Genomic DNA, 26,246 nt, shown 5'->3' with positions numbered 1-26,246 from the left:
TGCCTATGAAACTTCCTCGCCTCGCCACGTACGCGGTCAAGGGTGATGTCCACTACGGCGCCGTCCTTGAGGGCGGCATCGTCGACCTCTCCACGCGCTATGCGAAACACTATCCGACGCTGCGCGAGGTGATCGCGGCCGGCAAGCTCATCAGCCTTGCCGAGGAAGCCGCCAGCCGCACGCCGGATCACGCGCTCGCCGACATCACCTGGCTGCCGCCGGTGCCCGCGCCGGAGAAGATCATCTGCATCGGCGTGAACTATCCCGACCGCAATGCGGAGTACAAGGACGGCCAGGACGCGCCGAAATATCCGAGCATGTTCATGCGCTCGCCGCGCTCTTTCGTCGGCCACGACACGCCGCTGGTGCGCCCGCGTGCCTCCGCTCAACTCGATTATGAGGGCGAGATCGTGCTGGTGATCGGCAAGGCCGGCCGGCACATTCCCGAAAGCAGCGCGCTCGACCACATTGCCGCGCTGACGCTGTGCAACGAAGGCTCGGTGCGCGACTGGCTGCGCCACGCCAAGTTCAACGTCACCCAGGGCAAGAACTTCGATTCCAGCGGCAGCCTCGGGCCCTGGCTGGTGCCCTATATGCGGGAATCGCAGATCGCCGACGTCAGGCTGACCACGCACGTGAATGGTGAGCTCAGGCAGGACGATCGCACCAGCCGGCTGATGTTCTCGTTCCGCTATCTCTTGAACTATATCTCGACCTTCGCAACCCTCGTCCCCGGCGATATCATCATCACGGGCACGCCGACCGGCGCCGGCGCGCGGTTCGATCCGCCGCGTTACCTGAAGCCCGGGGACGTCGTCGAGGTCGCTGCCGAGGGCATCGGCTTGCTGCGCAACGGTGTCGTCGACGAAGCCTGACCAACAATCGAAGTGGAATGATGCAATGACCACCCTCACCGGCGGCGAAGCGATCGTAAGCGGCCTTGTCGCCCATGGCGTCGACACCGTGTTCGGCCTGCCGGGCGCGCAGGTCTACGGCCTCTTCGACGCCTTCCACCAGGCCCAGCTCAAGGTGATCGGCGCGCGGCACGAGCAGGCCTGCGGCTACATGGCGTTCGGCTATGCCCGCTCCAGCGGCAAGCCCGGCGTGTTCAGCGTGGTGCCCGGCCCCGGCGTGCTCAATGCCAGCGCGGCGCTGCTGACCGCCTTCGGCTGCAACGAGCCGGTGCTGTGCGTCACCGGCCAGGTGCCGACGCAGTTTCTCGGCAAGGGCCGCGGCCATCTGCACGAGATGCCGGACCAGCTTGCGACCTTGCGTACCTATGTGAAATGGGCCGACCGGATCGAATATCCAGGCAATGCGCCGACCGTCGTCGCGCGCGCCTTCCAGGAGATGATGTCGGGGCGGCGCGGCCCGGCCTCGGTCGAAATGCCCTGGGACGTCTTCACCCAGCGCGCCGCAACGGCGGCAGCTCCGGTGCTGACGCCGCTGCCCGCCCCGCAACCCGACCCCGATCTCGTCAAGCAGGCGGCGGCGCTGATCAAGTCAAGCAAGGCGCCGATGATCTTCGTCGGCAGCGGTGCGATCGAGGCGCGCGACGAAATCCTCGAGCTCGCCGAGATGATCGATGCGCCCGTCGTCGCCTTCCGCAGCGGCCGCGGCATCGTCTCCAACGCGCACGAGCTCGGCCTCACCATGGCCGCCGCCTACAAGCTGTGGCCGACGACCGATCTGATGATCGCGATCGGCACGCGCGCCGAGCTGCCGGCATCCGGCTTCCGCTGGCCCTATCAGCCGAGCGGCCTCAAATCCATCCGCATCGACATCGATCCGGCCGAGATGCGCCGGCTCGCCGCCGATGTCGCCATCGTCGCCGACGCCCGGGACGGCACCGCCGACCTCGCCGCAGCCGTGAAGAGGGCCGGCTATGCCAGGAGCAGCACGCGGCGCGGCGAGATCCGCGAGGCCGCCGCGGCCGCGCAAGCCGAGATCCAGCGCATCCAGCCGCAGATGGCCTATCTCAACATCCTGCGCGAGGTACTGCCGCACAACGCGATCGTCACCGATGAATTGTCGCAGTTCGGCTTCGCCTCCTGGTACGGCTTTCCGGTCTACGAGCCGCGCACCTTCATCACCTCGGGCTATCAGGGCACGCTCGGCTCGGGCTTCCCGACCGCGCTGGGGGCCAAGGTCGCCAATCCCGACAAGCCCGTGGTGGCGATCACCGGCGACGGCGGCTTCATGTTCGGCGTGCAGGAGCTTGCCACCGCCGTGCAGTTCAACATCGGCGTGGTGACGCTGGTGTTCAACAACAACGCCTATGGCAATGTCCGCCGCGACCAGCGCGAGCGCTTCGACGGCCGCGTGGTGGCCTCCGATCTCGTCAACCCGGATTTCGTCAAGCTGGCGGAGTCCTTTGGCGTCGCGGCCGCGCGCGTCACCGCGCCGAACCAGTTCAAGGCGGCGATGGAAAAAGCGCTTGGCCACGGCGGGCCGTATCTGATCTCGGTCGAGGTGACGCGAGACTCCGAAGTGAGCCCCTGGGCGTTCATCCATCCGCCGAAGCCTTGACGTGAGCACCGCCCTGTAGCCGGGCCGCCGCGATCACGAGCAGGCCCGCGCCTGCGACCGACCAGCAGGCGACCGGCGCCCAGTGCAGTAGCGGTGCATAGTCCGGCATTTTCTGCAGGCCGCCGGCGACGGCCGCCATCCGCGCGAAGGTGCCGAGCGCGAGTGCGGAGAACACAAGGCCCGTGACCTTGCCCTCCGCACCGGTCGAGCCGATCGCAAGCGCCGCCGAGATCGCACTCATGAGCATGCAGCCCCAGGCGGCGCCGGCGAGGAACTGCGCCGCGATCAGCGTGTTGAGGCTGCCGGCAAGCTCGGCTGCCGCGATCGCGACCGCACCGAGCAATCCGGCAGCGCCCATCACGATCAGGCCGCCACGGTGCTTGACGACGAGGCTCGCCGGAAACATCGCGATGTTGAAACCGATCCAGAACACCGGCATCAGCCATTGCAGCTCACCGGATGCGGCGAACCGCAAGTAAGACGGCGCGCTGTTCATGGCAAAGTGCAACTGGTAGCCGAGCGCCAGCGCGACCATCGCGACGATGAAGGCGATCGGAACGAGACCGAGCGGCTTTGCGGCTTCGTCTGGCCTCGGCGGCACGGTGTCGCGCGCCACGTCATGCTCGATCCGCGACAGCCCGAGCGCCGTGAGCAGCAGCACCGCGCTGGAGATCACGAAAGGAAGCCGTGCATCGTGCTCGCGCAGCACCACGCCGAGATAGGGCGAGACCGCGCCGGCAATGCCGTAGCCGAGCAGCGCCAGTGCCGCGAGGAACGGCACCTGTGGCTTGGCGCGGTATTTGCCGAGCAAGGTCAGCGGCGGCGCGCGTAGCGCCGAGGACGTGATCGACCAGACCACGATCAGCGCGATGAACCAGCCCTGGCCCGCCACGCCGGCCCCGGCGACGAACGGCAGCGCGACGAACGCAGCGCACGAGATCGCAGCGACGAGCCCGACGAACAGGCTGAGCCTGCCGACATGGGGCGCGATCCTGTCGGCCGCGATGCCCATTGCGGTGTCGGCGATGGTGAAGATAGCCTGATCCAGCATCAGGATGAGGATGACGGCTGACGGCGCAATGCCGACCTCGGCGGCGAGCTTCGGCAGGTAGATGACGTAGGTGGTCCAGCCCAGCGTGAATACCAGTTGCAGCGCGGCCAGATAAAGGCCGGTGCGATTGGCCGTCCCGGCATTGGCCGTGTGCCCTGTGATCGTCATGTCGCCGCCTCCCCGTTGCAGAGCTTAGACGAGCGAGGCCGGCGAGGAAACGCGTTAGCGCGTTCTGCGGAAGGTCAAATTGATCCGCTTCGCCCCGAGCAGCGCATGCTCGCCCTCGGCGAGCGGCGCGACGCCGTGATAGGCCAGCCGCGACGGGCCGCCCCAGACGACGACGTCGCCGTGCACCAGACGGAAGCGGCGCGGCTTGTCGCTGCGCGCCAGGCCGCCAAACAGGAAGGTTGCGGGCAGGCCGAGCGAGACCGAGACGATTGGCGCCGAATAGTCCAGCTCGTCCTTGTCCTGGTGCAGCGACAGCCGCGTGCCGGGCTCGTAGCGGTTGACGAGGCAGGCATCGGGCGAAAAGCCGTGGAAGCCGCCCTGCTCAGCGGCGCGCAAGGCCAGATCGCGCAGCACCGGCGGCATCGCCGGCCACGGCGCGCCGGTGCGGGGATCGATGGGATCGTAGCGGTAGCCGGTGTGATCGGTGATCCAGCCGCGCTCGCCGCAATTGGTCATCGCCACCGACATCAGGTGGCCGCCGGGCGTGGTCATGCGGCGAAACGGCGATTGCGCCACAATGGCGCGGACCGCGTCGATCAGCTCGCTCTCGATCGGCCTGACGAAGCCGCGCAGCAGCACCGCGCCGTCCGCGATCTCCTCGCGCGACGGCTGTGCCTCGGCGACGCTGTCGAACAGATCAGCCGTCAATCGGAACGCTCATTTGGCATCGTGAAAGATCACACCCACCGTATGGCGCTGGCCAGAGCGAATCCGGCTGACGCCGTGGCGGAGATTAACCCGATAGGTGCCGCGTGTCCCCTGCACCGGGCGATGATGCACGGCGAAGGCGACCGCATCGCCCTGCGCCAGCGGAACCACCTCGGCGCGCGACTGCATGCGCGGGCGCTGCTCGGTCAGCACGAACTCGCCGCCGGTGAAATCGCGTCCCGGCTCGGAGAGCAGGATCGCGACCTGGAGCGGGAACACGTGCTCGCCATAGAGATCCTGATGCAGGCAGTTGTAGTCGCCGGCCTCGTACTGCAACAGCAGCGGGGTTGGCCGCGCCTGCCCTGCCTCGTGGCAGCGCTTCAGGAACGCCGCGTGCGCCGTGGGATAGCGGATGTCGATCCCCATCGCCTCGTTCCAGCGGTTGGCGACGGCTTGCAGGTGCGCGTAGAGCGCGGGGCGTAGCTGCGCGATCAGGTCAGGCAGCGGATAGGCGAAATATTTGTACTCGCCGCGGCCGAAGCCGTGGCGGCCCATGACGATGCGGCTGCGGAAGCCTGCATCGTCCGGATAGAGCGCGGCGATGGCGCGGCACTGGTCCGGCGTCAGCAGGCGCTTGAGGATGGCGCAGCCCTGGGAGTCGAGCTCGGCAGTGATCTGCGGCCAGTCGAGGGCGTCGACGCGGGCAGCGAGGTCGGCGGCGAATGGGGCTGATTTTCGTGCGGTCATTGTCATAGCAATCACCTTCGCAGCGGTGCGTTCACCCGGCCACCCGATTTCCGACGACGATTTCCCCGTCATTGCGCACTCGCAACGACGGAGGAGTGGTCTCTTAGGGTGGGCAAAGGCGCGAAGCGACGTGCCCACGACTTCGTAAGACGTGGGCATGCTTCGCTTTGCCCACCCTACGGGACCGTGGAGGGAGCTAGCCCCTCACCGGCAGCGTCACCACGTCGTAGCCGTGCTTGATCGTCCGCTTCAGCACGGGGTCTTCCAGCTCGAAGTCGAAGCGCTCCGCCGGGCGGATGCCGCCCTTGGCTGCAAACGTGCCGCCGAACATGGCGCAGCCGTCGGGCAGCTTCCCGCCGTCAAAGCCGCGCGCGATGAGGTCGGCGACCGGCAGCATCGCGTCGAGCGTGCCCTCCTGGTAGAGCACGCGCTCGCCCTTGATGGTGGCGTAGGAGCGCAGGATCATCTTGTCCCAGTGGCCGATGACGTCCTCGAGCTCCCACAGCGTGGATGCGATCGGCTTGTCGCACATCTGCTTGGACACCGTGACGTTGTAGGCCTCGACCTTGCGATCGGTGTGGTCGGAACCGCAGCCGACGAAGATGCGGCCCTGCCAGCCGATCAGCACGAACTCGACTTCACCCGACGAGTCGCCGCCGGTGCATTCGATGCTGTCCTCCTGGGTCAGTCGCCGTGCCGCGCCGCGATAGTAGATCGGCGTCGAGGCCGGCGGGGCAATGCCCATCTCCTGCAGCTCCTTGATGTGCTTGTCGCGCGCGACGGGATCGCGGCCGGTCCAACCGGCGATGACCATCTGGTCGATCGCCAGCGTCAGCGGCGTGGTGGTACCTTGGGCGTCGACGGTGAAAGTGAGGTCAAACACGAATGACAGTCTCCATGCCGGCAGCAAGTTCGAAGATGCGGCGGTCCGAGCCGCCCGCGCCCGCCAGCATCAGGCCGACGGGAACGTCGCCCTGGCGATGCGCGGGGATCGAGATGGCGCAGCCGTCGATCATGTTGATCAGGGTGCAGTTGCGCAGCGCGCGCAGGTTCTGCGTGGTGAAGGCCTTGTCGTCGGCGAGATCGGCGATCTTCGGCGGCGTGTTGGCGGTTGTCGGCAGCACCAGCGCGTCATAGGGCGCGATGCGCGCATTCACGCGCGCGATCAGCGAGCGGCGCTCATTGAGGAGATCGATGTAGTCGGCCGCGCTCTGCGCCTCGCCGCGCATGATGCGCACGGAAACGCGGGGATCGTAGACGTCGCCCTTCGCGGTGATGAGATAACGGTGCCAGGCATAGCTCTCGGATGCGGCAAAGCCGCCCTTGGCGTTCATCGGACCGATATCGTGGAATTCGGCCATCTCGATCCGCTCGATGATTGCGCCGTGATCGGCGAGCGACTTCAACGCGCGCTCGAACGTCTCGGAGACCTCTGCATCGAGGTCGTCGAGCGCGATCGTGGTCGGCACGGCGAGCCGCATGCCCTTCACCGGACGCGGCTTCAGCGCCGTGACCGGCTCGTTCGCCAGCACGGCATCGAGAATGGCACAGCAGCTGACCGATCGCGCCAGCGGCCCGATGCTGTCGAGCGAGAACGACAGCGGCACGGAGCCATCGAGCGGCACGCGTCGCTGCGTCGGCTTGTAGCCGACGATGCCGTTATAGGCCGCGGGAATGCGGCAGGAGCCGCCGGTGTCGGTGCCGAGCGCGCCATGCGCCATGCCGTCGAGCACGGACACCGCCGCGCCCGAGGACGAGCCGCCTGGCACGTGGCCTTCTGCCCGGTTCCAGGCGCCCTTCGGGGTGCCGTAGTGCGGGTTGATGCCGATGCCGGAATAGGCGAACTCGGTCATGTTGGTCCGCCCGATCACGACGAAGCCGGCCTTGCGCAGCCGCGCCACCGTGACGGCGTCCTGCTCGGCTGGCGAGGAATCGTCGAGCGCGCGGGAGCCGGCGCGCGTCACCTGGCCCCTGATGTCGAACAGATCCTTGATCGAGATCGGGATGCCGGCATAGCGCGACGGCGCCGCCTTGACCTTGCGCAAGCCGTCCATTGCGTCGGCCGCCGCAAGCGCGGCGTCCTTGTCGACATGGATGAAAACCCGCTGCCCCTCGCCGGCGGGATCGGCAATTCTGGCAATGCAGGCCTCGACCAGCTGTCGGGAGGTCGTGCGGCCGCTTTCGAGGTCTTCGGCGAGCTTCGCCAGTGTCGGGAAATCGGGCATGTCTGTCTCACGGAATATTGTCGCGCGCAATCTATAGCGCTGGCTCAGTTCGACACAAGCATTGTGCGCATGATGGCATGCATGCGTATTGCTGGACCGTTGACGCACCATGGTCGATTGTCGCATCAAGATCGAAACAGGCGGGTGTGAAGCCCTGCCTCATCAAGACTTGCCTTGGGAGGGCTTTCCGACATGGCCGAGCCACAGCGCGCGCGACCGAAACCGACGCCGGAGACGCAGCATTTCTGGGATGGCGCGAAGGCCGGCGAGCTGCGCCTGCAGCGCTGCGACGCCTGCGCGCATGTCTACTTCCCGCCGCGCCCGTTCTGCCCGTCCTGCGCCTCGCGCAAGGTCTCGGTCTTCAAGGCGAGCGGCAAGGGATTTCTTTACAGCTACGTGATCAATCACCGCCCCGCCGCGCCCGGCTTCACCCCGCCTTACGCGATCGCGGTGGTCGAGCTCGACGAGGGCCCGCGGATGATGAGCAACATCATCGACTGCCCGCAGACGCCGGAGGCACTCGAGCTCGACATGAAGCTCGAGGTCGCCTTCGAGGCGCTCGACGACAAGATCACCCTTCCCGTGTTCCGTCCGGCGAAGGGGTAAGCCATGCGCAGGAATCAGGTTGCCGTCGTCGGCGCGGCCGAGACCACCGAGCTCGGTGTCATCCCCAACGCCTCGCAGCTCCAGCTGCACGCCGATGCAGCGCTCAATGCCATTGCCGACGCCGGGCTGAAGCTCTCCGACATCGACGGCTTCGCCACCGCGGTCGAGACGCCGCAGCAGGTCTGCCACTATCTCGGCATCAAGCCGACCTGGGTGGACGGCACCTCGGTCGGCGGCTGCTCGTTCATGCTGCACGTCCGCCACGCCGCCGCGGCGATCGAAGCTGGCCTCTGCAAGACAGTGCTGATCACCCATGCCGAAAGCGGCAAGTCGATGATCGGCAAGGCGCCGCGCTCAATCCCGGCCGACAGCCTGCAAGGCCAGTTCGAGGCACCCTACGGCGTCTACGGCCCGCCCAGCATGTTCCCGATTCCCGTGCTGCGCTTCATGAAGACCTACGGCATCACGCACGAGCAGCTGGCCTCGGTGGCCGTGGTGCAGCGGGAATGGGCGGCGAAGAATCCGCGGGCGATGATGAAGGACCCGATCACGGTCGCCGACGTGCTCAACTCGCGCATGATCGCCTATCCGTTCCGCCTGCTGCAATGCTGCCTCGTCACCGACGGCGGCGGCGCGCTGATCCTGACCTCGGCCGACCGCGCCAAGGATTTTCCGCGCAAGCCCGTCTACATCATGGGCACCGGCGAGAGCGTGGAAACGCCAATGGTCAGCCAGATGGAGACGTTCAACTCCTCGCGCGCGTTCAAGACGGCGGGGCCGCTGGCCTTCAAGGAAGCCGGCATCGGCCACGGGGACGTCGATCATCTCATGATCTACGATGCGTTCGCCCATCTGCCGCTGTTCGGCCTCGGCGATCTCGGCTTCATGCCGCACGAGGAGACCGGCAGGTTCATCGCCGACGGCAACACGCGGCCCGGCGGCAAGCTGCCGCTCAACACCAATGGCGGCGGACTTTCCTACATGCATTCGGGCATGTACGGCATGTACGCGCTCCAGGAGAGCGTGCGCCAGATGCGCGGCATTGCGCCGGCGCAGGTGCCGAACGCGACAATTTCGGTGTGCCACGGCGTCGGCGGCATGTTCGCCGCGTCGGGCACGATCGTGTTCACGAACGAGAGGTAGTTGCTGTCATTCCGGGGCGCGCGCAGCGCGAACCCGGAATCCATCGTGCAGCGGGCGAGCGGAGAAATGGATTCCGGGCTCGCGCCAAGTGGCGCGCCCCGGAATGACGGCGGAATTTGGAAAGGCTAGCGGAGAAACCCACATGAGCAAATCACTGCAAGACAAGGTCATCATTGTCACCGGCGCAGGCCGCGGCATCGGGCGCGAGATCGCGCTGCTCTGTGCGGCGGAAGGCGCCAAGGTCGTCGTCAACGATCCCGGCGGTGCCGCCGACGGCGCAGGCTCGAACGCGGCGCCGGCCGAAGAGGTGGTCGAGGAGATCAAGAAGCGCGGTGGCACCGCGGTCGCCAATTTCGAAAGCGTCGCGGAAGCCATTCCGGCGAGCAAGATCGTGAAAACGGCGACCGATCATTTCGGCCGGCTCGACGGCGTCGTCAACAATGCCGGCATCCTGCGCGACATGATCTTCCACAAGATGAGCGTGGAAGCGTTCGAGGCCGTCATCAAGGTCCACCTGATGGGTTCGTTCTATGTCAGCCACGCCGCGGCGCGCATCTTCCGCGAGCAGGAGAGCGGCTCGTTCGTGCACTTCACCTCGACCTCCGGCCTGATCGGCAACTTTGGACAAGCCAACTACGCCGCCGCCAAGCTCGGCATCGTCGGTCTCTCCAAGTCGATCGCGCTCGACATGGGACGCTTCAACGTCCGCTCCAACTGCGTCTCGCCGTTCGCCTGGACCCGCATGATCGGCACCATCCCCACCGAGACCGAAGCGGAAAAGGCGCGGGTCGAGAAGATCAAGCAGATGGGCCCGGAAAAGATCGCCCCGCTCTGCGGCTACCTGATCTCCGATTCCGCCAAGGACGTCACCGGACAGATTTTTGGCGTGCGCATGAACGAGATCTTCCTGTTCAGCCAGAACCGACCGATCCGTTCGGTGCAGCGGAGCGAGGGCTGGACGCCGCAGTCGATCGCGGAACACGGCATGCCGGCGCTGAAGGGCTCGTTCTACAAGCTCGACCGCTCCGCCGACATCTTCACCTGGGATCCCGTCTAGGCTTGGGATCCCGTCTAGCCGCATTTCCGGCATCCCTGCCCTGCGATCTCCGGTTGTCTCAGCCGGAGATTGCTCCGCTTTAAGCCTGAATGCAGGCGAATGGTGCGCCTCCCAGCACACTTTGGGAGGAAACCATGACAAGAATACTGACCAACTCCGACGACACCACGGCACGCGGCGGCCTCGCCCGCCGCACCTTGCTCCAGGGTGCGGCGACGCTCGCCGCATCGACCCTGCTCGCCTCCAATGCGCAGGCCCGCGACTTCGGCGCCAATGCCGAGCCGCAGCGCTATCCCGACCCCGATATCATCGCCATCGATCCCAAGCGCTTCAAGGCCAAGGTCGGCAACACCGCGATCAAGCGGCTCTACACCGGCTGCCTGTGGGCGGAGGGGCCGGCGTGGAATGCGCAAGGCCAATATCTCGTCTGGAGCGACATTCCCGCCAACCGGCAGCTGCGCTATCTCGACGACGACGGCCACATCTCCGAGCAGTTCCACAAGCCGTCGAACGAGGCCAACGGCAACTCCTTCGACACCGAGGGCCGCCAGCTCAGCGCCGAGCGCACCCGCCTCGTCCGCTACGAGCATGACGGCTCGCTGACGACGCTGGCCGAGCAGGCCGGCGGCAAGCCGCTGAACGGGCCGAACGACATGGTCGTGCATCCCAACGACAAGTCGATCTGGTTCACCGATCCCGGCTATGGCGCGATCAGCATCTACGAGGGCAAGCTCGCCAATACCGGCTCGCTGCAGCCGCACCAGAAGGAAGCCGTCTATCGTCTCGACACCCAGTCGGGACAGCTCGCCAAGGTCGCCGACGAGCCGTTCAAGCCGAACGGCATCGCCTTCTCCCACGACTACAAGAAGCTCTATGTCTGCGACACCGGCATCACGCATTATCCCGAAGCCAAGAACGTGGTTTGGGCCTACGACATCGACGGTGCCAAGCTGTCCAATCCGAAGAAGCTGATCGACATGACGCTCGACGGCAAGTCGGGCTTCCCCGACGGCCTGCGGGTCGACACCGAGGGCAACATCTGGGTCGGTGCCGGCTGGGTCGGCCCCGGCTACGACGGCGTGCAGGTGTTCGCACCAACCGACGGCGCGCGGATCGGCCAGATCCTGTTGCCGGAGACCTGCGCCAATGTCTGTTTCGGCGGCAAGAAGCGCAACCGCCTGTTCATGACCGCGAGCCAGTCGCTGTATGCGGTCTATGTGGAGACGCAAGGCGCGCATTTCTGTTGAACGAAGCGTGTCGTGAGTGGCGAATGGGGAACAGGGCTCCATTCGCTACTCGCCATTCGCCCTACCCGGTATTCCGCAACCCCGCCGAGATGCCGTTGATCGTCAGCTGAATCCCGCGCAGCACCTGCTCGTCCGGGTTCTGCGCGCGATGCTCTTTCAGCAGCTCGACCTGCACGTGGTTGAGCGGATCGAGATAGGGGAAGCGGTGACGCACGGAGCGCTCCAGCAGCGGATTGCCCTGCAACAGCCGGTCCTGGCCCATGATGTCGAGCAGCGTCTCGATCGAGGCGTGCCATTCGCGGCGAATGCGACCGAAGATCTTTTCGCGCAAGGCTTCGTCCGGCACCAGCTCGGCATAGCGCGAGGCGATCGCGATCGAGCTTTTCGCCAGCACCATGTCCATGTTCGACAAGAGCATGCGGAAGAACGGCCATTCCCGGTAGAGCTCCTTCAGGAACGGCATGCCCTTGTCGGGGTGGGCGGCGATCCACTGCTCGACCGCGCTGCCGAAGCCGTACCAGCCCGGCAGCATCAGGCGGCACTGCGCCCAGGAGAACACCCAGGGGATGGCGCGCAGATCCTCGATGGCGCGGGTCTTCTTGCGCGAGGCCGGACGGCTGCCGATGTTCAGCGTCGCGATCTCGTTGATGACGGTCGACGACCAGAAATAATCGACGAACCCCTCGGTCTCGTAGACGAGGCCGCGATAGGCCTTGAACGCGAGGTTCGACAATTCGTCCATCGCGGTCAGATATTCGCGGCGCGGCGCGCTCTGGCGCGGATGCAGCAGGCTCGCCTCCAGCGTCGCGGCGGCGAGAATCTCCAGATTGTTGCGGCCGACCTCGGCGTTGGAATATTTCGACGAGATGATCTCGCCCTGCTCGGTGATGCGGATCTGGCCGTTCACCGCGCCGCCGGGCTGGGCGATGATGGCGTCATAGCTCGGCCCGCCGCCGCGGCCGACCGAGCCGCCGCGGCCGTGGAACAGGCGCAAGCGGACGTGATGGCGCTCGAACACTTCGACGAGATTGATCTCGGCCTTGTAGAGCTCCCAGCCCGAGGTGACGAAGCCGCCGTCCTTGTTGCTGTCGGAATAGCCGAGCATGACCTCCTGCACGCTGCCGCGGCTGTCGACCAGACGCCGGTAATCGTGCAGCGAGAGCATGCGGTCCATGATGCCGGATGATGCCTGCAGATCCTCGATGGTCTCGAACAGCGGCACGATGTTGATGGCACTGCGCCCCGAGGGATGGACGAGGCCGACCTCCTTCAGGAGCACGGCGACCTCGAGCATGTCCGACATGCCCTTGCACATCGAGATGATGCATTGGGGAATGGCGTCCGAGCCGAACATCGCATGCGCCTCCGCGGCCGCATGGAATACGTTGAGCTCGCCCATGGTCTCGTCGCTGTACTTGACGAATGGGGAGACCAGCGCGCGCGTCGAGCGCAATTCGTTGGTCAGCAGCGAGATGCGCGCGTCCTCGCCGAGGGCGAGATAGGACATACCGGGGTTGGCGGCATCCATCAGCTCGGCGATGGTGCGTTCGTGCACGGCCGAGTTCTGGCGGATGTCGAGCCGGGCGAGATGAAAGCCGAAGCAATCCACCGCGCGCCGCAAGAGCCGCAGCCGGCCGCGGGCGATGACGCGGGCGTTGTTGGAGATCAGCGAGCGGTGCAGCACGTCGAGATCGGCCTGCAGCTCCTTCACGCTCGCATATGGCGCGCCCTTGCCGACCGGGCGGCGCGTGATCTCGACCTTGAGCTTCTCGGCCGTCGCGGTCAGGCGCGCATAGATGCCGGAGACCGCCAGCCGATAGGGCTCGCCGCTCCGGTGCGGCGAGGTGTCGGGCGAGCGCTCCGCCAGCGTGCGCAGCTCCTCGGAGACGTCGGCCAGATGCGCCGCGATCGACAATTCCGAGCCGAGCACATGCAGCTCTTCCAGATAGAACTGCAGCACCCGGCTCGACTGCAGCCGCAGCGTGCCGCGCATCACGTCGGCGGTGACGAAGGGATTGCCGTCACGGTCGCCGCCGATCCAGCTGCCCATGCGCAGGAACGAGGCAAGCTCGGAGGCCGCCGCCTCGCCGCCCTCCTCCAGCCGGTCTTCCAGCGCGTTGACGAGGCGCGGCACCTCGCGCAGGAAGGTGTAGTCGTAGAACGACAGGCCGTTGGCGACCTCATCCAGCACGGTGAGCTTGGTGCGGCGGAGCAGATTGGTCTGCCACAGCGTCAGCACCTCGCGACGCAGCTGCTCGTCGCTGGCCTCCGCTTCCTCCGCGGTCAGCGCGACGCGCTCGCGGCGGTCGAGCAGGCTGGCGACCTCCATCTCGCGGTCCATGGTGCTCTTGCGGCGGACTTCGGTCGGATGCGCGGTCAGGACCGGGCTGACCAGCGCGGACTTGAAAAAGCTGCGGAGTTGATCGGGACCGATGCCCGCCGCCTTGGCGTGGGCGAGCGTTTCCGCCAGCACGCCGGAGCCGCCGCGCGCTCCGGTCTCCTTGCCCGCGCTGCGGGCGCGCATCTGGCGGATGTTGTTCTGGTCCTCGGCGATGTTGGCGAGGTGGGAGAAATAGCTGAAGGCACGGACGATCCGCACCGTCTCCGAGGTCGACATGCTGTCGAGGATCTGCTCGAGCTCGCGGCGGGCGAGCCGGTCCTCGTCGCGGTGGAAGCGGATCGAGGTCTGCCGGATACGCTCGACCAGGTCGAACAGTTCGGCGCCCTCCTGGTCGCGCACGGTGTCGCCGAGGATGCGCCCGAGCAGGCGGATGTCGTCGCGCAGCCGCGCATCGGCCTCCAGCGCCTGGGCATCCTCAGGACGGTTGGCGCGTTGGTCGGCGCTGTCGGACGATACGGTCTGGAGGGACATGGTTCGCTCCTCTTCAAGAGCTCCTTGCGGCTCCCCGGTCCGGGGAGTGTGCGATATTTTTCTACCGCAGCGCAAGATGAACTTGGGAGCGGTGCACACTGGTGCCGCTTGTGTCCCGGACGCGCTGCAACGCCCCTTAGCGTTGCTGCGCAGAGCCGGGATGCCGCGAAATCGCGGCGCGCTGCGCTGCGTCCGGGGCACGCGGAGAAGCAGCCTTTTCAACAAACACGTCTTCGCGATCTCGCGGCGTGGTTCGCCCGAGCTTTGCTGCCTTTTCGCCCTCACCAAGAACAAAGGGCGCAGGGAAGGCCGGGCGCCGGCTGGCACCCGAAGGTCCGCACGCGAAGAACGCACGCGGGGTGACCACAGGTGATGCCGGACACCGGCCTTCCCTGCGCAATGGTGTTACGGCTTATGGCGCGCTCTCCCCGGGGAGCGATGCACTATTGCCCCCGTCGCCTTGCGGATGAACGATGCGCGCACCCGGTCGGGCCGCTTCATCACCGCAAGCCTTGACGCCAGAACCCCGGGCATCAGGACCACACGCTTTTGCCGTCCGCGGACGTCCCTCCCCGAACAACCGGAAGCTCGCGCGTGCTCACTCCCGATGCCGAAAAGAACCGCTGTGACCGCGCCGTGTCGTGCCGCGGATCGCGACGGCTCACGAGCCTCGCCCGCCCTGCCACCGCCTCACGCGCCGGCGCTACCGCGTCCATCGCATCCCAACCACCGTATCGTGACGATCGCGAAACGTCCCTTTTGACGGGCCGGGATGGAATGCGGTTTAGCCGAAACAGCGAATTCGGTCAATCAGAATCTTTTGCAGGTCCATGCCTTGACCTATAACTAGCGTGTTTTGCCCGTCAGGCAGCGCGAGAGGTTGAGCCCCACCGACAATTGGTTCCCAAGAATTGCTTGTTGAAAAGGGCTTGTTTCATACGGCGCGCTTCCGGTAGTTGAAGAGCAAAGGGCCGAGAAGTGCCCGCGAGGAAACGAGGCTGTGAGCAAATCGCCGTTCCGGCGGATCATCGACGCACCGGACTTCTGGCGATTGTGGTGGGTTGGGCTGATTATCGCCACCGTCCGCTGGGTGGAGACCGTCGCGGTCGGGGTTGTCGTCTACCAGCGCACCGAGTCCGCGTTTCTCGTCGCCATGATGACCATGCTCCGCCTGCTTCCGATGGGGTTGTTCGGCGTGTTTCTCGGTGCGCTCGCCGAGCGCCTCGACCGCGGTCGAATGCTCTTCGTCGTCGTGGCTCTGATGGCCGGCACCTCCGCCATCGTCGCAATCCTGAACGCGACCGGACGGCTCGAGATCTGGCATCTCGCCTTCGCCAGCTTCGTCAACGGCTGCGGCTGGTGCACCGACAATCCGGTGCGGCGCGTCATGATCGGCGAGGCCGTCGGCCGCGAGAAGATGAGCCTCGCCATGTCGCTCGACGTCGGCGCCAGCAATGCCAGCCGCATGGTTGGTCCCGTGATCGGCGGGACCCTGCTCGCCGGAGCGGGTCTGCAAGGCGTCCTGCTGTTGAGCACGCTGATGTATGGCGCGGCGCTGGCGGCCGTCCTGACGATCCGCGCACACCATGCTCACGCTGTGCAGGCGGGGCCCGTGCTGGCGCGCATCGCCGAGGGTCTCGCCCTCGCACGCAGCGACAAACGTATCCGCGGCGTGCTGATCGTGACCATCATCTACAATGTCTTTGCCTGGCCGTTCACCAGCATGATTCCGGTGATCGGGCGCGATCGCCTGCATCTGGGCCCCGAGGGCGTCGGCCTGCTCGCGACCATGGACGGCATCGGCGCCTTCGCAGGCGCTCTCGTGCTGGCGCTGTGGCTGACCCCGAGATGGTACGGCCGGGCCTTTGTCGGCGGCGTGCTCTGCTACATGGTGACGGTCGTGACGTTCGCGCTGTCGCAGAGCCCGGCGCTCGCGGGGGCGGCGTTGATCGTGACGGGGATCGGCGGCGCCGGTTTTGGAACGATGCAGGCCACGCTGGTCTACCTCGCTTCGCCACCGGACATGCGCTCGCGCATCCTCGGCGTCCTCACCGTCTGCATCGGCATCGGTCCGCTCGGCTTCTTCTGGCTGGGCTGGCTCGCCGACCGCATCGGATCCCACAACGCCACGGCCGTCACCGGCGCGCTGGGCCTGCTGGCCATGGCCGCAACCTGGCATTGGTGGAAGGAGATTTGATCTCAGATGTGCCGACTTAGGCCGGCACGATCACCTTGCCGATCGGCCACAGCGCGATGCCGGCGAGCTTCAGATGCGCCCAGGCAAAGGGAATGCCGATGATGGTGATCGCAAGCGCCAGCGCGGTCAACAAGTGGCCGAGCGCCAGCCACCAGCCGGCGAGCACGAACCAGATGATGTTGCCGATCAGCCCGAGCGGGCCGGTGCCGACATCCTCGATACCCGTGACATCGTAGCGGTTGACCGCACGCGAGCCGAACGGCAGCAGCGTGTAGACGGCGATGTTGAACGCCGCCCGCGCCCAGGGCAGGCCGATGATGGTGACGGCCATGATGACCGCGGCGATCAGCCACCCGGCCGCCATCCAGGCGCCGCCGATGAGGATCCAGAGGATGTTGAGCAGCATGGAAACGGGGGTCATGGGATAATCCGAGGGAGCCAACGACGCCGTCTATATAGGATCGAATTTTGTCCCCGCCAGGACGGTCCGATAGCCGCAGCCGGCTACCGCCCCGTAAATTTCGGCTCGCGCTTCTCCATGAACGCCTTCATGCCCTCGGCCATGTCCTGGGTTTTGAACAGCGGCAGGAGCTGGAGATAGACGTGGTGGACGTGGTCGGAGAAATTTTCGTTCAGGCCCATCCGCATCATGCGCTTGGAGGCCTGCACGGCAAGCGGCGCGTTGGCGGCGATTTCGCGGGCTATCGCGGTGGCGCGGGTCATCAGCTCGGCGTGCGGCACGACCTCGTTGGCGAGGCCCCAGTCGAGGCATTCGCGGGCGCCGAGCGTGCGGCCGGTGAAGATCAGCTCGGAGGCCTTGGCCCAGCCGAGCATGCGCGGCAACAGCCAGGTGCCGCCGGATTCCGGCACCACGCCGCGCTTGACGAAGGCGGCGGCGAGCTTTGCGGACTCTGCCATGATGCGGATGTCGCAGCCGAGCGCGGTGTCCATGCCGTAGCCGGCCGCGCCGCCGTTGACTGCGCAGATGGTCGGCTTGTCCATCGCCTGCAACACCGTCGGCGGCGTGTTGCGCAGGTTGATCGTGGTCGGCGAGGACGCGGCGCTGAGGCCGTTGCCGTCGCGCTCCTTGCGCAAATCGAGGCCGGCGCAGAACGCCCTGCCCTTGCCGGTGAGGATGACGACGCGGACGTTCTTGTCCTCGTTGGCTTCGGTCAGCAGCCGCGCCAGATCGTTCAGCATCGGACCGGAAATCGTGTTCATGCGCTCCGGCGCGTTGAGGGTGACGGTCGCGATATGGTCGGCGACTTCGTAGAGGACTTCGGTTGCGGCGTCGGTCATGTGCGAGTGTCTCCTTATCCCCTGATCTCGTAGGGTGGGCAAAGCGAAGTGTGCCCACCACTTCCAAATCGTGGGCACAGCGCTACGCGCTTTTGCCCACCCTACGGCATGCCTCTACGGCACCTCGTCAGATCTTCCGCCCCGCCTGCTCCCAATAGGGATCGCGGAGGCGGCGTTTGAAGATCTTGCCGGAGTCTTCGCGCGGCAGGCCGCTGCGGATCTCGATGTGCTTGGGCACCTTGTAGTCGGCCAGATGCGCCTTCAGGCTCGCGCGAACACCTGCGGCGTCGAGCGTGACGCCGGCTTGCGGCTCCACCACCGCCATCAGCGCCTCGCCGAACTCGGCATCGGGGATGCCGAACACCGCACAATCGTGCACGCCCGATACGGCATGCAGCACGGATTCGATCTCGGCGGGATAGATGTTGACGCCGCCCGAAATCACCATGTCGCGCTTGCGGTCGCAGATGAAGACATAGCCGTCCGCGTCGATGTAGCCGACATCGCCGGAGGTGATGAAGCCGTCGCGATCGATCTCGGCGCGCTTCTCCGGCTTGTTGTGGTAGGTGAAATCGGCGAGCTCCGCCATGCGGGAATAGATCTCGCCGATCTCGCCTACGCCAAGCACGCGGCCGTCGTCGCCGATGAAGCGCAGCTCCGCCCCGGGCGAGACCTTGCCGACCGTGCCGGGCTTCTTCAGCGCGTCTTCCGAGGTTGCGAAGGTCACGGCGCTGGACTCGGTCGAGCCGTAGAATTCGTAGATCACCGGCCCCCACCATTCGATCATGGCGCGCTTGACGTCCGCCGGACACGGCGCGGCGGCATGGATGACGTGGCGCAGCGAGGAGACGTCGTACTTCCTCCGAACCTCCTCAGGCAGCTTCATCAGGCGGATGAACATGGTCGGCACCATGAAGATGGTGTCGATCTTGAAACGTTCGATCGCCTCCAGGAACTCCTCGGCCTCGAAGCGCGGCATCAGCACCAGCGCGCCGCCGAGCTTGCCGGCGCGGATGCCGAACGAGTTCGGCGCGGAATGATAGAGCGGGCCCGGCAGGATCGCGCGGGCGCCGGGCTTGAGCCCATAGATCATCGCGCGCATGCGCTCGCCGGCCGCCTGCTGGTCCGGCGTCGGCGCGTTGCGGCGGACACCCTTGGGATGGCCCGTCGTGCCCGAAGTGTAGATCATGTTCATCGGCTGCGGCACGACCGGGCCCTCGTAGGGCTGGTGTTGCGCGAGCCAGGGTTCGAAATCGATCGCAAACTCCGGCGTCGTCAGATGATCGGGATCGATCTTGTAGTTGGACAGGATCTCCGGCGGTGTCGGCACGCTGAGCACGGTGACGCCTGCGGGAATCGCATCGCGCAAGGCATGCAGCATGTCGGCATGCCCGATCAGCACGGACGTGCCGGTATCGCCAAGGATGTAGTTGATCTCCTCCGGCTTGAAGTGCCAGTTGATCGGCACGCCATAGGCCCCGAGGCGCATCGCGGCGTAGGCCGCTTCGATGAACGCGATGTCGTTGCGCATCAGCATGCAGACGCAATCGCCCTGGCGGACGCCGATTTTGGCAAGGCCCGATGCGATGCGGTCGGCGCGGGATGCGACCTCGGCATGGGTGCGGCGGCGGTCGCCGGAGACGATGCCGAGGAAGTCAGACGTTTCGCTCATTTTTGTTCTTCTTTGTTGTTGGCGGCTGTCGTTCCGGGGCGATGCGAAGCATCGAGCCCGGAATCCATCTCACGGCGGACAATGAGGCGCGATGGATTCCGGGTCTGCTCCTTTGGCGCATCCCGGAATCACGACCTCAATCCGCATACTTCGGCGCGCGCTTCTCCAGGTTCGAGCGCACCGCCTCGGTCTGGTTGGCGCTGCCGATCAGCTTCTGCTGCTCGACGGATTCCGCGAGCAGCGCCGGACCCGGATCGACCGACAGATTGTTCAGCAGACGTTTTGCCGCGCGGATCGCATCGGGACTCTTGCCGGCGATCTCGCGCGCGACGTCGAGCGCGGCGGCGCGCGGGTCGTCGCAGATGCGCGTGGCGAGGCCGTAGGTCATCGCCTCCTGCGCGGAGAAGATGCGGCCGGTGTAGGTGAGATCGCGCAAGATGTCGTCGCGCACGAGCGAGGCCAGGATCGGCGTGCCCGCCATGTCGGGCACGAGACCCCATTTGATCTCCATGATCGACATCCGCGCGTCCGCCGAGAGAAAGCGCATATCCGCGCCGAGCGAGAGCTGGAAGCCGCCGCCGAAGGCAACGCCGTGCACCGCTGCGATCACGGGAACAGGAAGCTGACGCCACCCCCATACCGCCTGTTGCGGGAAGTTCGCCTGGCCGTGCGTGCGCTTGGTGAGATCGCGATTTTCGCCACCCGGAATTCCGTTGCCGCCCTTCTCCTTCATGGCGGCAAAACGTCCCATGTCGAGACCGGCGCAGAAGGCGCGGCCCTCGCCCGAGAGCACGACGGCGCGCACGCTTCTGTCCTTCGAAAGCCGGTCGGTTGCGGCGACGAGAGCCTCGAACATGGCCTGATCCAGCGCGTTCATCTTGTCCGCGCGCACCAGGCGCACGTCGGCAACGCCTTCCGAGATCGAGATCGAGACGCGCTCTTCCATGGATGAATTCTCCCCTGTTCTTGCCTGTTCTTGACCGGTTGCCGCTTTACAGGACGCTGGCGGCCGGATTTAGTCAATCGACCAATTAACTGACAATCCCTACGGGGGAAACAGCCATGTTCAAGGAAAATCTTCTGGCCGGCCGGCGCATCCTCGTCACCGGCGGCGGCACCGGTCTCGGCAAGTCGATGGCGGCGCGCTTCCTCCAGCTCGGCGCCGAAGTTCACATCTGCGGCCGCCGCAAGATCGTGTGCGACGAGACCGCGACCGAGCTGATGGATCTCTATGGCGGCCGCGTCACCAGCCACGGCGTCGACATCCGCAACGCGCTCGCGGTCGAGGAAATGGTGGAGAACATCTTCCGCGACGGCGGCCTCACCGACCTCATCAACAACGCCGCCGGCAACTTCATCTCCCGCACCGAGGAGCTGTCGCCGCGCGGCTTCGATGCGGTCGCCAACATCGTCATGCACGGCACGTTCTACGTGACCCATGCGGTGGGCAAGCGCTGGATCGCGGACAAGCAGCCCGGCAACGTCGTCTCGATCACCGTGACCTGGGTGCGCAACGGCTCGCCCTACGTCGTGCCGTCGGCAATGAGCAAGTCGGCGATCCACGCCATGACGATGTCGCTCGCGACCGAATGGGGCCGCTACGGCATCCGCCTCAACACCATCGCGCCCGGGGAAATTCCGACCGAGGGCATGAGCAAGCGCATCAAGCCGGGCGACGAGGCCGGCGCGCGCACCAAGGCGATGAACCCGATGGGCCGCGTCGGCACCATGGAGGAGTTGCAGAACCTCGCGACGTTCCTGATCTCCGGCGGCTGCGACTGGATCAACGGCGAGACCATCGCCATGGACGGCGCGCAGGCGCTCGCCATGGGCGGCAATTTCTACCAGCTGCGTGACTGGAGCGACGACGACTGGAAAACCGCGCGCGACAGCATCATGGCGCAGAACGAGAAGGATCGGGCGAAGCGGGGGTAGCACACTCTCGTGCCCCGGACGCAGCGCAGCGCGCCCCCGGCGATGCGAAGCATCGTCCGGTACGGCGTGATGCGCTGCTGAGCCGGGGCCCATGTCACCGCATGCTGGGTCCCGGCTCTGCGCAGCAGCACTACGTGCTGCAGCGGGTCCGGGACACCGGACCGCGCTTGTTCGTGGCGACAGCGCCAACAACCAGCGTCCCCTCTCCCATCTTGTCTTCACCCGCAATTGACTCCACACTCCCCAGCATAAAAACAAGACGCCACGGGAGAGACATGTCCACACAGCCATTGACTGACCTCGCCGACATGGTGCGCGAGCGCGCCAGGAGCCGCGGCAATGCCATCGCCTACGAGTTCGAAGGCCGCGCGACATCCTTTGCCGAATTCGACGTCAAGACCAACAAGGTCGCGAACGCGCTGCTAGCCATGGGCGTGAAGAAGGGCGATCGCATCGCCTATCTCGGCAAGAACAGCGATCTCTATTTCGAGCTGTTGATGGGGGCGATGAAGGCCGGCGTGGTGATGGCGCCGGTGAACTGGCGACTCGCCGGGCCCGAGGTCGCCTTCATCGTCGCCGACTGCAAGGCGCCCGTGCTGTTCGTCGGGCCGGAGTTCATCACCCAGGTTAAGCAGATCAAGGACCAGCTGCCCGGCGTGCGCACCGTCATCACCACAGAGGGCGGCGCGCCGGAATGGCAGGACTTTACGCCCTGGCGCGATGCGCAGAGCGGCGACGATCCGAAGGTTGCGATCGACACGAAAGACATCGCGATCCAGCTCTACACCTCAGGCACCACGGGCAAGCCGAAGGGCGCGATGCTGAGCCACGCCAACTTCCTCAACCTGGTGCAAACGGGCAATGCCGCGGACAAGCCGGAGTGGAACCGCTGGTCCACCGACGACGTCTCGCTGGTGGCAATGCCGATCTTCCACATCGGCGGGTCGGGCTGGGGCGTGATGGGGCTCTATCACGGCGCCCGCGGCGTGATCGCGCGCGAATTCGATCCGACCAAGGTGCTGGATTTCTTCGAGCACAGCGGCATCACCAAACTGTTCATGGTGCCGGCGGCGATGCAGTTCGTGGTGCGGCAGCCGCGCGCCAGGACGGTGGATTTCTCACGGCTGAAATACATGTTGTATGGCGCCTCGCCCATCCCGGCGGCGCTGTTGAAGGAATGCATCGAGGTCTTCAAATGCGGCTTCGTGCAAATGTACGGCATGACCGAGACGACCGGCACCATCGTCGCGCTGCCGCCGGAAGATCATGTCGAGGGGCTGGAGCGGATGCGCTCGGCCGGCAAGGCGCTGCCGGGCGTCGAGATCGCGATTCTGGATGCGGACGGCAAGCCGCTGCCGCCGCGCGAAGTCGGGGAGATCGCGACGCGCTCGGGCTCCAACATGGCCGGCTATTGGAATTTGCCCGAAGCGACCGCTTCGACATTGCGCGGTGACGGCTGGCTGCGCACCGGCGATGCCGGCTACATGGACGAGGACGGCTACCTCTATATCCACGACCGCATCAAGGACATGATCATCTCGGGCGGCGAGAACATCTACCCCGCAGAGGTCGAGAGCGCATTGTGCGATCACCCCGATGTCGCCGAGGCCGCGGTGATCGGCGTGCCCGACGAGAAATGGGGCGAGGCGGTGAAGGCCGTGGTGGTGATGAAGCCGGGCAAGGAGGCGACCGCCACCGACATCATCAACTTCACCCGGACGCGCATCGCCGGCTACAAGACGCCGAAGAGCGTGGAGTTTTTGCCGGCGCTGCCGCGGAACCCGAGCGGCAAGATCCTGCGGCGACAATTGCGCGAGCCGCACTGGGCGGGGAAGGACCGGCGGGTGAATTGACCAACGGTGCCGTAGGGTGGGCAAAGGCGCGCCCTTTCGCGCGCCGTGCCCACGCGGACGGAAAGACGTGGGCACGGCGCGAGAGCGCCTTTGCCCACCCTACGACTACGAAACCGGTGCAAGCCTCTAGTGCTTCCCCGGCCCCATATAACCGAACAGGAATCCCGCCACCTTCCGCATCTGGATCTCCTCGCTGCCTTCGGTGATGCGATAGCGGCGGTGGTGGCGGTAGATGTGCTCGAACGGCTTGTGGCGTGAATAGCCCATGCCGCCGTGGACCTGCATGGCGCGGTCGGCGGATTCGCAGCAGAGGCGGTTTGCCCAGTAGTTGCACATCGAGACGCGGTCGGAGAGCGTGCGCTCGATCTGCTCCTCGGTGAGCTGGTCCATCTCCCAGGCGGTCTTGCGGATCAGAAGGCGCAGCATCTCGGCCTGCGTCGCAAGCTCGACCAGCGGGAACTGGATCGCCTGGTTCTCGGCCAGCGCCCGGCCGAACGGTTTGCGCTCACGCGCGTATTTGACACTTTCGTTGATGCAGTAGACCGCAGCACCGAGCGAGCTCGCGGCCTGCCGGATGCGGTTCTGATGCACGAAGCACTGCGCCAGCGACAGGCCGCGGCCGACCTCGCCGAACAGCGCATCCTCAGGCACGAACACGTCGGTGAAGCTGACGCGCGGATGGTCGGTCGGCATGTTGAAGGTCCACATGTACTCCTCGATCCTGACACCGTCGCTCTTGGCCGGGACCAGGAAGCAGGTGATGCCGCGGGCATCGCCGTCGTTGCCGGACGTGCGCGCGAACAGCGCGCAATGCGTGGCGACGTGCATGCCGGTCGTCCACATCTTCTCGCCGTTGATGATCCAGCCCTTGACGTTGTCTCGCGTTGCAGGCACCGCGCGCGTCTCCATGTGGGTGGCGTCGGAGCCGTGGTGCGGTTCCGTCAATCCAAAGGTGATGCGGTACTTGCCCTTGATCGAGCCGTCGATCATCGCCTTCTGGTCATCGCGGCCGTAGCGGTCGAGCATGGTGACGACGGGAAAGTTGCCGACGATGGAATGCTCGTTCTGGAGATCGTTGTGCAGGCCGAGGCCCTTCGCGGCAAAATGCTCGCGGATCACGGCCATCCAGAGATTGGAGCCGTCCTTGCCGCCATACTGCTTCGCGACCGGAAAGCGCAGATGCCCGGCGGCATCCGCAAGGTCCTTCGCCTTGCGCAGCAGCGCTTCCCATTCGTGACGCGGCAGGCCGCCGTTCTCGAAATCGGTCCGCGCCCATTCGCGGCGATGGTCGAAGAAGCGGATGTTGTCGTCGGCCTCTTCCAGCGGCTTGATCTCGCGTTCGATGAAACGATCGAGCTCTCCGAGATAGGCGACGAGATCGGCAGGCAATGAGAAATCCACAGGTTCTCTCCCGGATTGATTTTATCGTTTTGCGTTAAGGCGCTAGGCGCATTCTTGCTTCGCACGATTAAGGTGAGAAGAGCGCGTGCAAGTCAAGCGAGCGAAGGCGTGCCGGCGCGCAAGGCGCACCAGCGCAATTTGGTGGTGCGCGCGCGCCGGCCCGCGGTAGTATGAGGCCAACATTCCTTCACGACACAATGCGGGGAGCGCGCGATGGAGCTGAAATTTTCCAAGGTGGAACGCAAAGGGCCGATCACGATCGTGACGCTGTCGCGGCCCGAGGTCTACAACGCGCTGCACACCGATGCGCATTTCGAGCTGCAGAAGGTGTTCGACGATTTCTCCGCGGACCCCGAACAGTGGATCGCTGTCGTCACGGGCGCCGGTGACAAGGCGTTCTGTGCCGGCAACGACCTGAAGTGGCAGGCCGCGGGCGGCAAGCGCGGCTGGGACAAGGGCGGCTTCGCCGGCCTCACTTCGCGATTCGACTGCGACAAGCCTGTTATCGCCGCCGTGAACGGCGTCGCAATGGGCGGCGGCTTCGAGATTGCGCTCGCATGCGATCTCATCATCGCCTCGGAGAATGCAACCTTCGCCCTGCCCGAGCCGCGCGTCGGCCTTGCTGCGCTTGCCGGCGGCCTGCACCGCCTGCCGCGGCAGATCGGGCTGAAGCGCGCCATGGGCATGATCCTCACCGCTCGCCATGTCAGCGCCAAGGAAGGTCTCGAGCTCGGCTTCGTCAACGAGGTGGTGCCGCAGGGCGAGGCGCTCGCCGCCGCACTGCGCTGGGCGGAGATGATCACCAAGAACTCGCCGATGTCGATCCGGGCGTCGAAGCAGGCGATCCAGAAGGGCCTCGGCGTCTCGCTGGAGCAGGCGATCGCGGAGCAGCGCGACTATCCGGCCGTGAAGGCGATGGCGGCCTCGCAGGATTACATCGAGGGCCCGAAAGCGTTCTCGGAGAAGCGGCCACCGCAATGGGTGGGGAAGTAGGGACTCTCCGTTAACCGGGACGAGACGTTCCAACATCACCGGTGTCATGCCCCGCGAAGGCGGGGCATCCAGTACGCCGCAGCTTATCGATTTGGCCACAACCGTCTCGGAGTACTGGATCGCCCGCCTTCGCGGGCGATGACAGCGGGGAATCTGGCTCGCCTACCCGCCCCGGCCCAGCTCCCGCTTGTACGAGGCGTAGTTCGGCTGATCCACAGCAAGCTTGTCCATCGTGGTCGCCCACAAATGCTCGGCAAGGCCCGGCGTTGAAAGGTCCACCTCACCTTTTGCGATCCGCTCGGCCAGCGCACGGTTGAGATCCGTCACCGAGCCGTCCACACCGAGCAGCGCGCGCAGTCGCTCGACCTCCGCAGCATCGCTCGCCTCCTCCTGCGTCAGCTGCCGCGTGACGAGGTCGAGGATGTTGATGGCGACGCGCAGCTTGAAGGCCGGGTGGCCGCTGATCAGCGGCGTGATGTCGTTGCGGAGGAAATCGGCGACGGATTTGGTCAGCTCGATCGGGGTCGGCTCGTCCTGCATGTG

The 26,246-nt window shown here is 65.9% G+C and carries 22 protein-coding genes; 10 read left to right on the top strand and 12 right to left on the bottom strand.

Annotated elements, in window-relative coordinates:
• Positions 1-5 precede the first annotated feature (5 nt).
• Positions 6-875, top strand: coding sequence for a fumarylacetoacetate hydrolase family protein (locus tag CO669_RS30510; RefSeq protein WP_097665631.1), 870 nt, complete (start codon positions 6-8; stop codon positions 873-875).
• Between the two features lie 25 nt (positions 876-900).
• On the top strand, positions 901-2,529 hold the full coding sequence (locus CO669_RS30505; protein WP_097665630.1) for a thiamine pyrophosphate-dependent enzyme: 1,629 nt from the start codon (positions 901-903) through the stop codon (positions 2,527-2,529).
• On the opposite strand, the gene CO669_RS30500 is transcribed toward CO669_RS30505, so the two are convergent.
• The 5 genes from CO669_RS30500 to CO669_RS30480 all read right to left on the bottom strand — a co-directional run bounded on the left by CO669_RS30500 (position 2,507) and on the right by CO669_RS30480 (position 7,428).
• The gene (locus tag CO669_RS30500; protein WP_097665629.1) at positions 2,507-3,748 is read right to left on the bottom strand and encodes an MFS transporter; all 1,242 of its coding nucleotides are present in this window, start codon (positions 3,746-3,748) and stop codon (positions 2,507-2,509) included. The two genes, CO669_RS30505 and CO669_RS30500, sit on opposite strands and share 23 nt — an antisense overlap.
• 54 nt (positions 3,749-3,802) lie before the next feature.
• On the bottom strand, positions 3,803-4,456 hold the full coding sequence (gene alkB, locus CO669_RS30495) for a DNA oxidative demethylase AlkB (RefSeq protein WP_097665628.1): 654 nt from the start codon (positions 4,454-4,456) through the stop codon (positions 3,803-3,805).
• 9 nt (positions 4,457-4,465) lie between these two features.
• The gene (locus tag CO669_RS30490) at positions 4,466-5,209 is read right to left on the bottom strand and encodes a 2OG-Fe(II) oxygenase (RefSeq protein ID WP_097665627.1); all 744 of its coding nucleotides are present in this window, start codon (positions 5,207-5,209) and stop codon (positions 4,466-4,468) included.
• 190 nt (positions 5,210-5,399) lie between these two features.
• Entirely contained in the window at positions 5,400-6,086 is a 687-nt protein-coding gene (locus CO669_RS30485; protein ID WP_097665626.1) for a DUF2848 domain-containing protein, read from the bottom strand.
• Positions 6,079-7,428, bottom strand: coding sequence for an amidase (locus tag CO669_RS30480; protein WP_097665622.1), 1,350 nt, complete (start codon positions 7,426-7,428; stop codon positions 6,079-6,081). Before CO669_RS30480 ends, CO669_RS30485 begins: the two co-directional genes overlap by 8 nt.
• A 192-nt stretch (positions 7,429-7,620) precedes the next feature.
• Between CO669_RS30480 and CO669_RS30475 the strand changes: the two genes are divergently transcribed.
• The 4 genes from CO669_RS30475 to CO669_RS30460 all read left to right on the top strand — a co-directional run bounded on the left by CO669_RS30475 (position 7,621) and on the right by CO669_RS30460 (position 11,481).
• Positions 7,621-8,034 carry a Zn-ribbon domain-containing OB-fold protein gene (locus tag CO669_RS30475; protein ID WP_097665619.1) on the top strand — a complete coding sequence of 138 codons (414 nt, stop codon included), beginning with the start codon at positions 7,621-7,623 and terminating at the stop codon, positions 8,032-8,034.
• 3 nt (positions 8,035-8,037) lie between these two features.
• Complete coding sequence (locus tag CO669_RS30470) at positions 8,038-9,177, top strand: thiolase C-terminal domain-containing protein (protein ID WP_097665615.1); 1,140 nt, start codon at positions 8,038-8,040, stop codon at positions 9,175-9,177.
• Positions 9,178-9,319: 142 nt separating this feature from the next.
• Positions 9,320-10,234, top strand: coding sequence for an SDR family oxidoreductase (locus CO669_RS30465; RefSeq protein WP_063196124.1), 915 nt, complete (start codon positions 9,320-9,322; stop codon positions 10,232-10,234).
• A gap of 134 nt (positions 10,235-10,368) precedes the next feature.
• Entirely contained in the window at positions 10,369-11,481 is a 1,113-nt protein-coding gene (locus tag CO669_RS30460) for an SMP-30/gluconolactonase/LRE family protein (RefSeq protein WP_097665611.1), read from the top strand.
• Positions 11,482-11,542: 61 nt separating this feature from the next.
• Here CO669_RS30460 and ppc read toward each other — a convergent pair whose 3' ends face one another.
• Positions 11,543-14,353: a phosphoenolpyruvate carboxylase gene (gene ppc / locus CO669_RS30455; protein WP_097665600.1), complete on the bottom strand. Its 2,811-nt coding sequence runs from the start codon at positions 14,351-14,353 to the stop codon at positions 11,543-11,545.
• Positions 14,354-15,353: 1,000 nt separating this feature from the next.
• Between ppc and CO669_RS30450 the strand changes: the two genes are divergently transcribed.
• A complete protein-coding gene (locus tag CO669_RS30450) occupies positions 15,354-16,550 on the top strand; it encodes an MFS transporter (protein WP_097665592.1) in 1,197 nt (398 codons plus the stop codon).
• 16 nt (positions 16,551-16,566) lie between these two features.
• Here the strand turns inward: CO669_RS30450 and CO669_RS30445 are convergent, their stop codons facing one another.
• From CO669_RS30445 to CO669_RS30430, 4 genes are all read right to left on the bottom strand, one after another.
• Entirely contained in the window at positions 16,567-16,971 is a 405-nt protein-coding gene (locus CO669_RS30445; protein ID WP_097665588.1) for a YccF domain-containing protein, read from the bottom strand.
• A gap of 83 nt (positions 16,972-17,054) precedes the next feature.
• Positions 17,055-17,849 carry an enoyl-CoA hydratase/isomerase family protein gene (locus tag CO669_RS30440; RefSeq protein ID WP_097665583.1) on the bottom strand — a complete coding sequence of 265 codons (795 nt, stop codon included), beginning with the start codon at positions 17,847-17,849 and terminating at the stop codon, positions 17,055-17,057.
• Between the two features lie 127 nt (positions 17,850-17,976).
• Complete coding sequence (locus CO669_RS30435; protein ID WP_097665581.1) at positions 17,977-19,521, bottom strand: acyl-CoA synthetase; 1,545 nt, start codon at positions 19,519-19,521, stop codon at positions 17,977-17,979.
• Positions 19,522-19,657: 136 nt separating this feature from the next.
• Positions 19,658-20,467, bottom strand: a complete 810-nt coding sequence (locus CO669_RS30430; protein ID WP_097665578.1) for a crotonase/enoyl-CoA hydratase family protein — start codon at positions 20,465-20,467, stop codon at positions 19,658-19,660.
• A 116-nt stretch (positions 20,468-20,583) separates the two neighbouring features.
• On the opposite strand from CO669_RS30430, the gene CO669_RS30425 reads away from it, so the two are divergent.
• Together CO669_RS30425 and CO669_RS30420 are read left to right on the top strand one after the other, a co-directional pair.
• Entirely contained in the window at positions 20,584-21,456 is an 873-nt protein-coding gene (locus tag CO669_RS30425; protein ID WP_097665575.1) for an SDR family oxidoreductase, read from the top strand.
• A gap of 275 nt (positions 21,457-21,731) precedes the next feature.
• Complete coding sequence (locus CO669_RS30420; RefSeq protein WP_097665571.1) at positions 21,732-23,309, top strand: fatty acid--CoA ligase; 1,578 nt, start codon at positions 21,732-21,734, stop codon at positions 23,307-23,309.
• A 126-nt stretch (positions 23,310-23,435) separates the two neighbouring features.
• On the opposite strand, the gene CO669_RS30415 is transcribed toward CO669_RS30420, so the two are convergent.
• A complete protein-coding gene (locus CO669_RS30415) occupies positions 23,436-24,710 on the bottom strand; it encodes an acyl-CoA dehydrogenase family protein (RefSeq protein ID WP_097665551.1) in 1,275 nt (424 codons plus the stop codon).
• A 213-nt stretch (positions 24,711-24,923) separates the two neighbouring features.
• On the opposite strand from CO669_RS30415, the gene CO669_RS30410 reads away from it, so the two are divergent.
• Complete coding sequence (locus tag CO669_RS30410) at positions 24,924-25,703, top strand: enoyl-CoA hydratase-related protein (RefSeq protein WP_097665547.1); 780 nt, start codon at positions 24,924-24,926, stop codon at positions 25,701-25,703.
• Positions 25,704-25,865: 162 nt separating this feature from the next.
• Here CO669_RS30410 and CO669_RS30400 read toward each other — a convergent pair whose 3' ends face one another.
• Positions 25,866-26,243 carry a DUF6285 domain-containing protein gene (locus CO669_RS30400; RefSeq protein ID WP_097665539.1) on the bottom strand — a complete coding sequence of 126 codons (378 nt, stop codon included), beginning with the start codon at positions 26,241-26,243 and terminating at the stop codon, positions 25,866-25,868.
• Between the last annotated feature and the right edge of the window lie 3 nt (positions 26,244-26,246).

This window comes from Bradyrhizobium sp. Y36, assembly GCF_002531575.1.
Taxonomy (GTDB): domain Bacteria; phylum Pseudomonadota; class Alphaproteobacteria; order Rhizobiales; family Xanthobacteraceae; genus Bradyrhizobium.
This window is presented reverse-complemented; position numbering and strand designations above follow the sequence as displayed.

Bases quoted from the DNA above. Each gene is read 5' to 3' on its own strand.
- CO669_RS30510 (WP_097665631.1), top strand. From the start codon at position 6: ATGAAACTTCCTCGCCTCGCCACGTACGCGGTCAAGGGTGATGTCCAC.
- CO669_RS30505 (WP_097665630.1), top strand. From the start codon at position 901: ATGACCACCCTCACCGGCGGCGAAGCGATCGTAAGCGGCCTTGTCGCC.
- CO669_RS30500 (WP_097665629.1), bottom strand. From the start codon at position 3,748: ATGACGATCACAGGGCACACGGCCAATGCCGGGACGGCCAATCGCACC.
- CO669_RS30490 (WP_097665627.1), bottom strand. From the start codon at position 5,209: ATGACAATGACCGCACGAAAATCAGCCCCATTCGCCGCCGACCTCGCT.
- CO669_RS30480 (WP_097665622.1), bottom strand. From the start codon at position 7,428: ATGCCCGATTTCCCGACACTGGCGAAGCTCGCCGAAGACCTCGAAAGC.
- CO669_RS30475 (WP_097665619.1), top strand. From the start codon at position 7,621: ATGGCCGAGCCACAGCGCGCGCGACCGAAACCGACGCCGGAGACGCAG.
- CO669_RS30470 (WP_097665615.1), top strand. From the start codon at position 8,038: ATGCGCAGGAATCAGGTTGCCGTCGTCGGCGCGGCCGAGACCACCGAG.
- CO669_RS30465 (WP_063196124.1), top strand. From the start codon at position 9,320: ATGAGCAAATCACTGCAAGACAAGGTCATCATTGTCACCGGCGCAGGC.
- CO669_RS30460 (WP_097665611.1), top strand. From the start codon at position 10,369: ATGACAAGAATACTGACCAACTCCGACGACACCACGGCACGCGGCGGC.
- ppc (WP_097665600.1), bottom strand. From the start codon at position 14,353: ATGTCCCTCCAGACCGTATCGTCCGACAGCGCCGACCAACGCGCCAAC.
- CO669_RS30445 (WP_097665588.1), bottom strand. From the start codon at position 16,971: ATGACCCCCGTTTCCATGCTGCTCAACATCCTCTGGATCCTCATCGGC.
- CO669_RS30440 (WP_097665583.1), bottom strand. From the start codon at position 17,849: ATGACCGACGCCGCAACCGAAGTCCTCTACGAAGTCGCCGACCATATC.
- CO669_RS30435 (WP_097665581.1), bottom strand. From the start codon at position 19,521: ATGAGCGAAACGTCTGACTTCCTCGGCATCGTCTCCGGCGACCGCCGC.
- CO669_RS30430 (WP_097665578.1), bottom strand. From the start codon at position 20,467: ATGGAAGAGCGCGTCTCGATCTCGATCTCGGAAGGCGTTGCCGACGTG.
- CO669_RS30425 (WP_097665575.1), top strand. From the start codon at position 20,584: ATGTTCAAGGAAAATCTTCTGGCCGGCCGGCGCATCCTCGTCACCGGC.
- CO669_RS30420 (WP_097665571.1), top strand. From the start codon at position 21,732: ATGTCCACACAGCCATTGACTGACCTCGCCGACATGGTGCGCGAGCGC.
- CO669_RS30410 (WP_097665547.1), top strand. From the start codon at position 24,924: ATGGAGCTGAAATTTTCCAAGGTGGAACGCAAAGGGCCGATCACGATC.
- CO669_RS30400 (WP_097665539.1), bottom strand. From the start codon at position 26,243: ATGCAGGACGAGCCGACCCCGATCGAGCTGACCAAATCCGTCGCCGAT.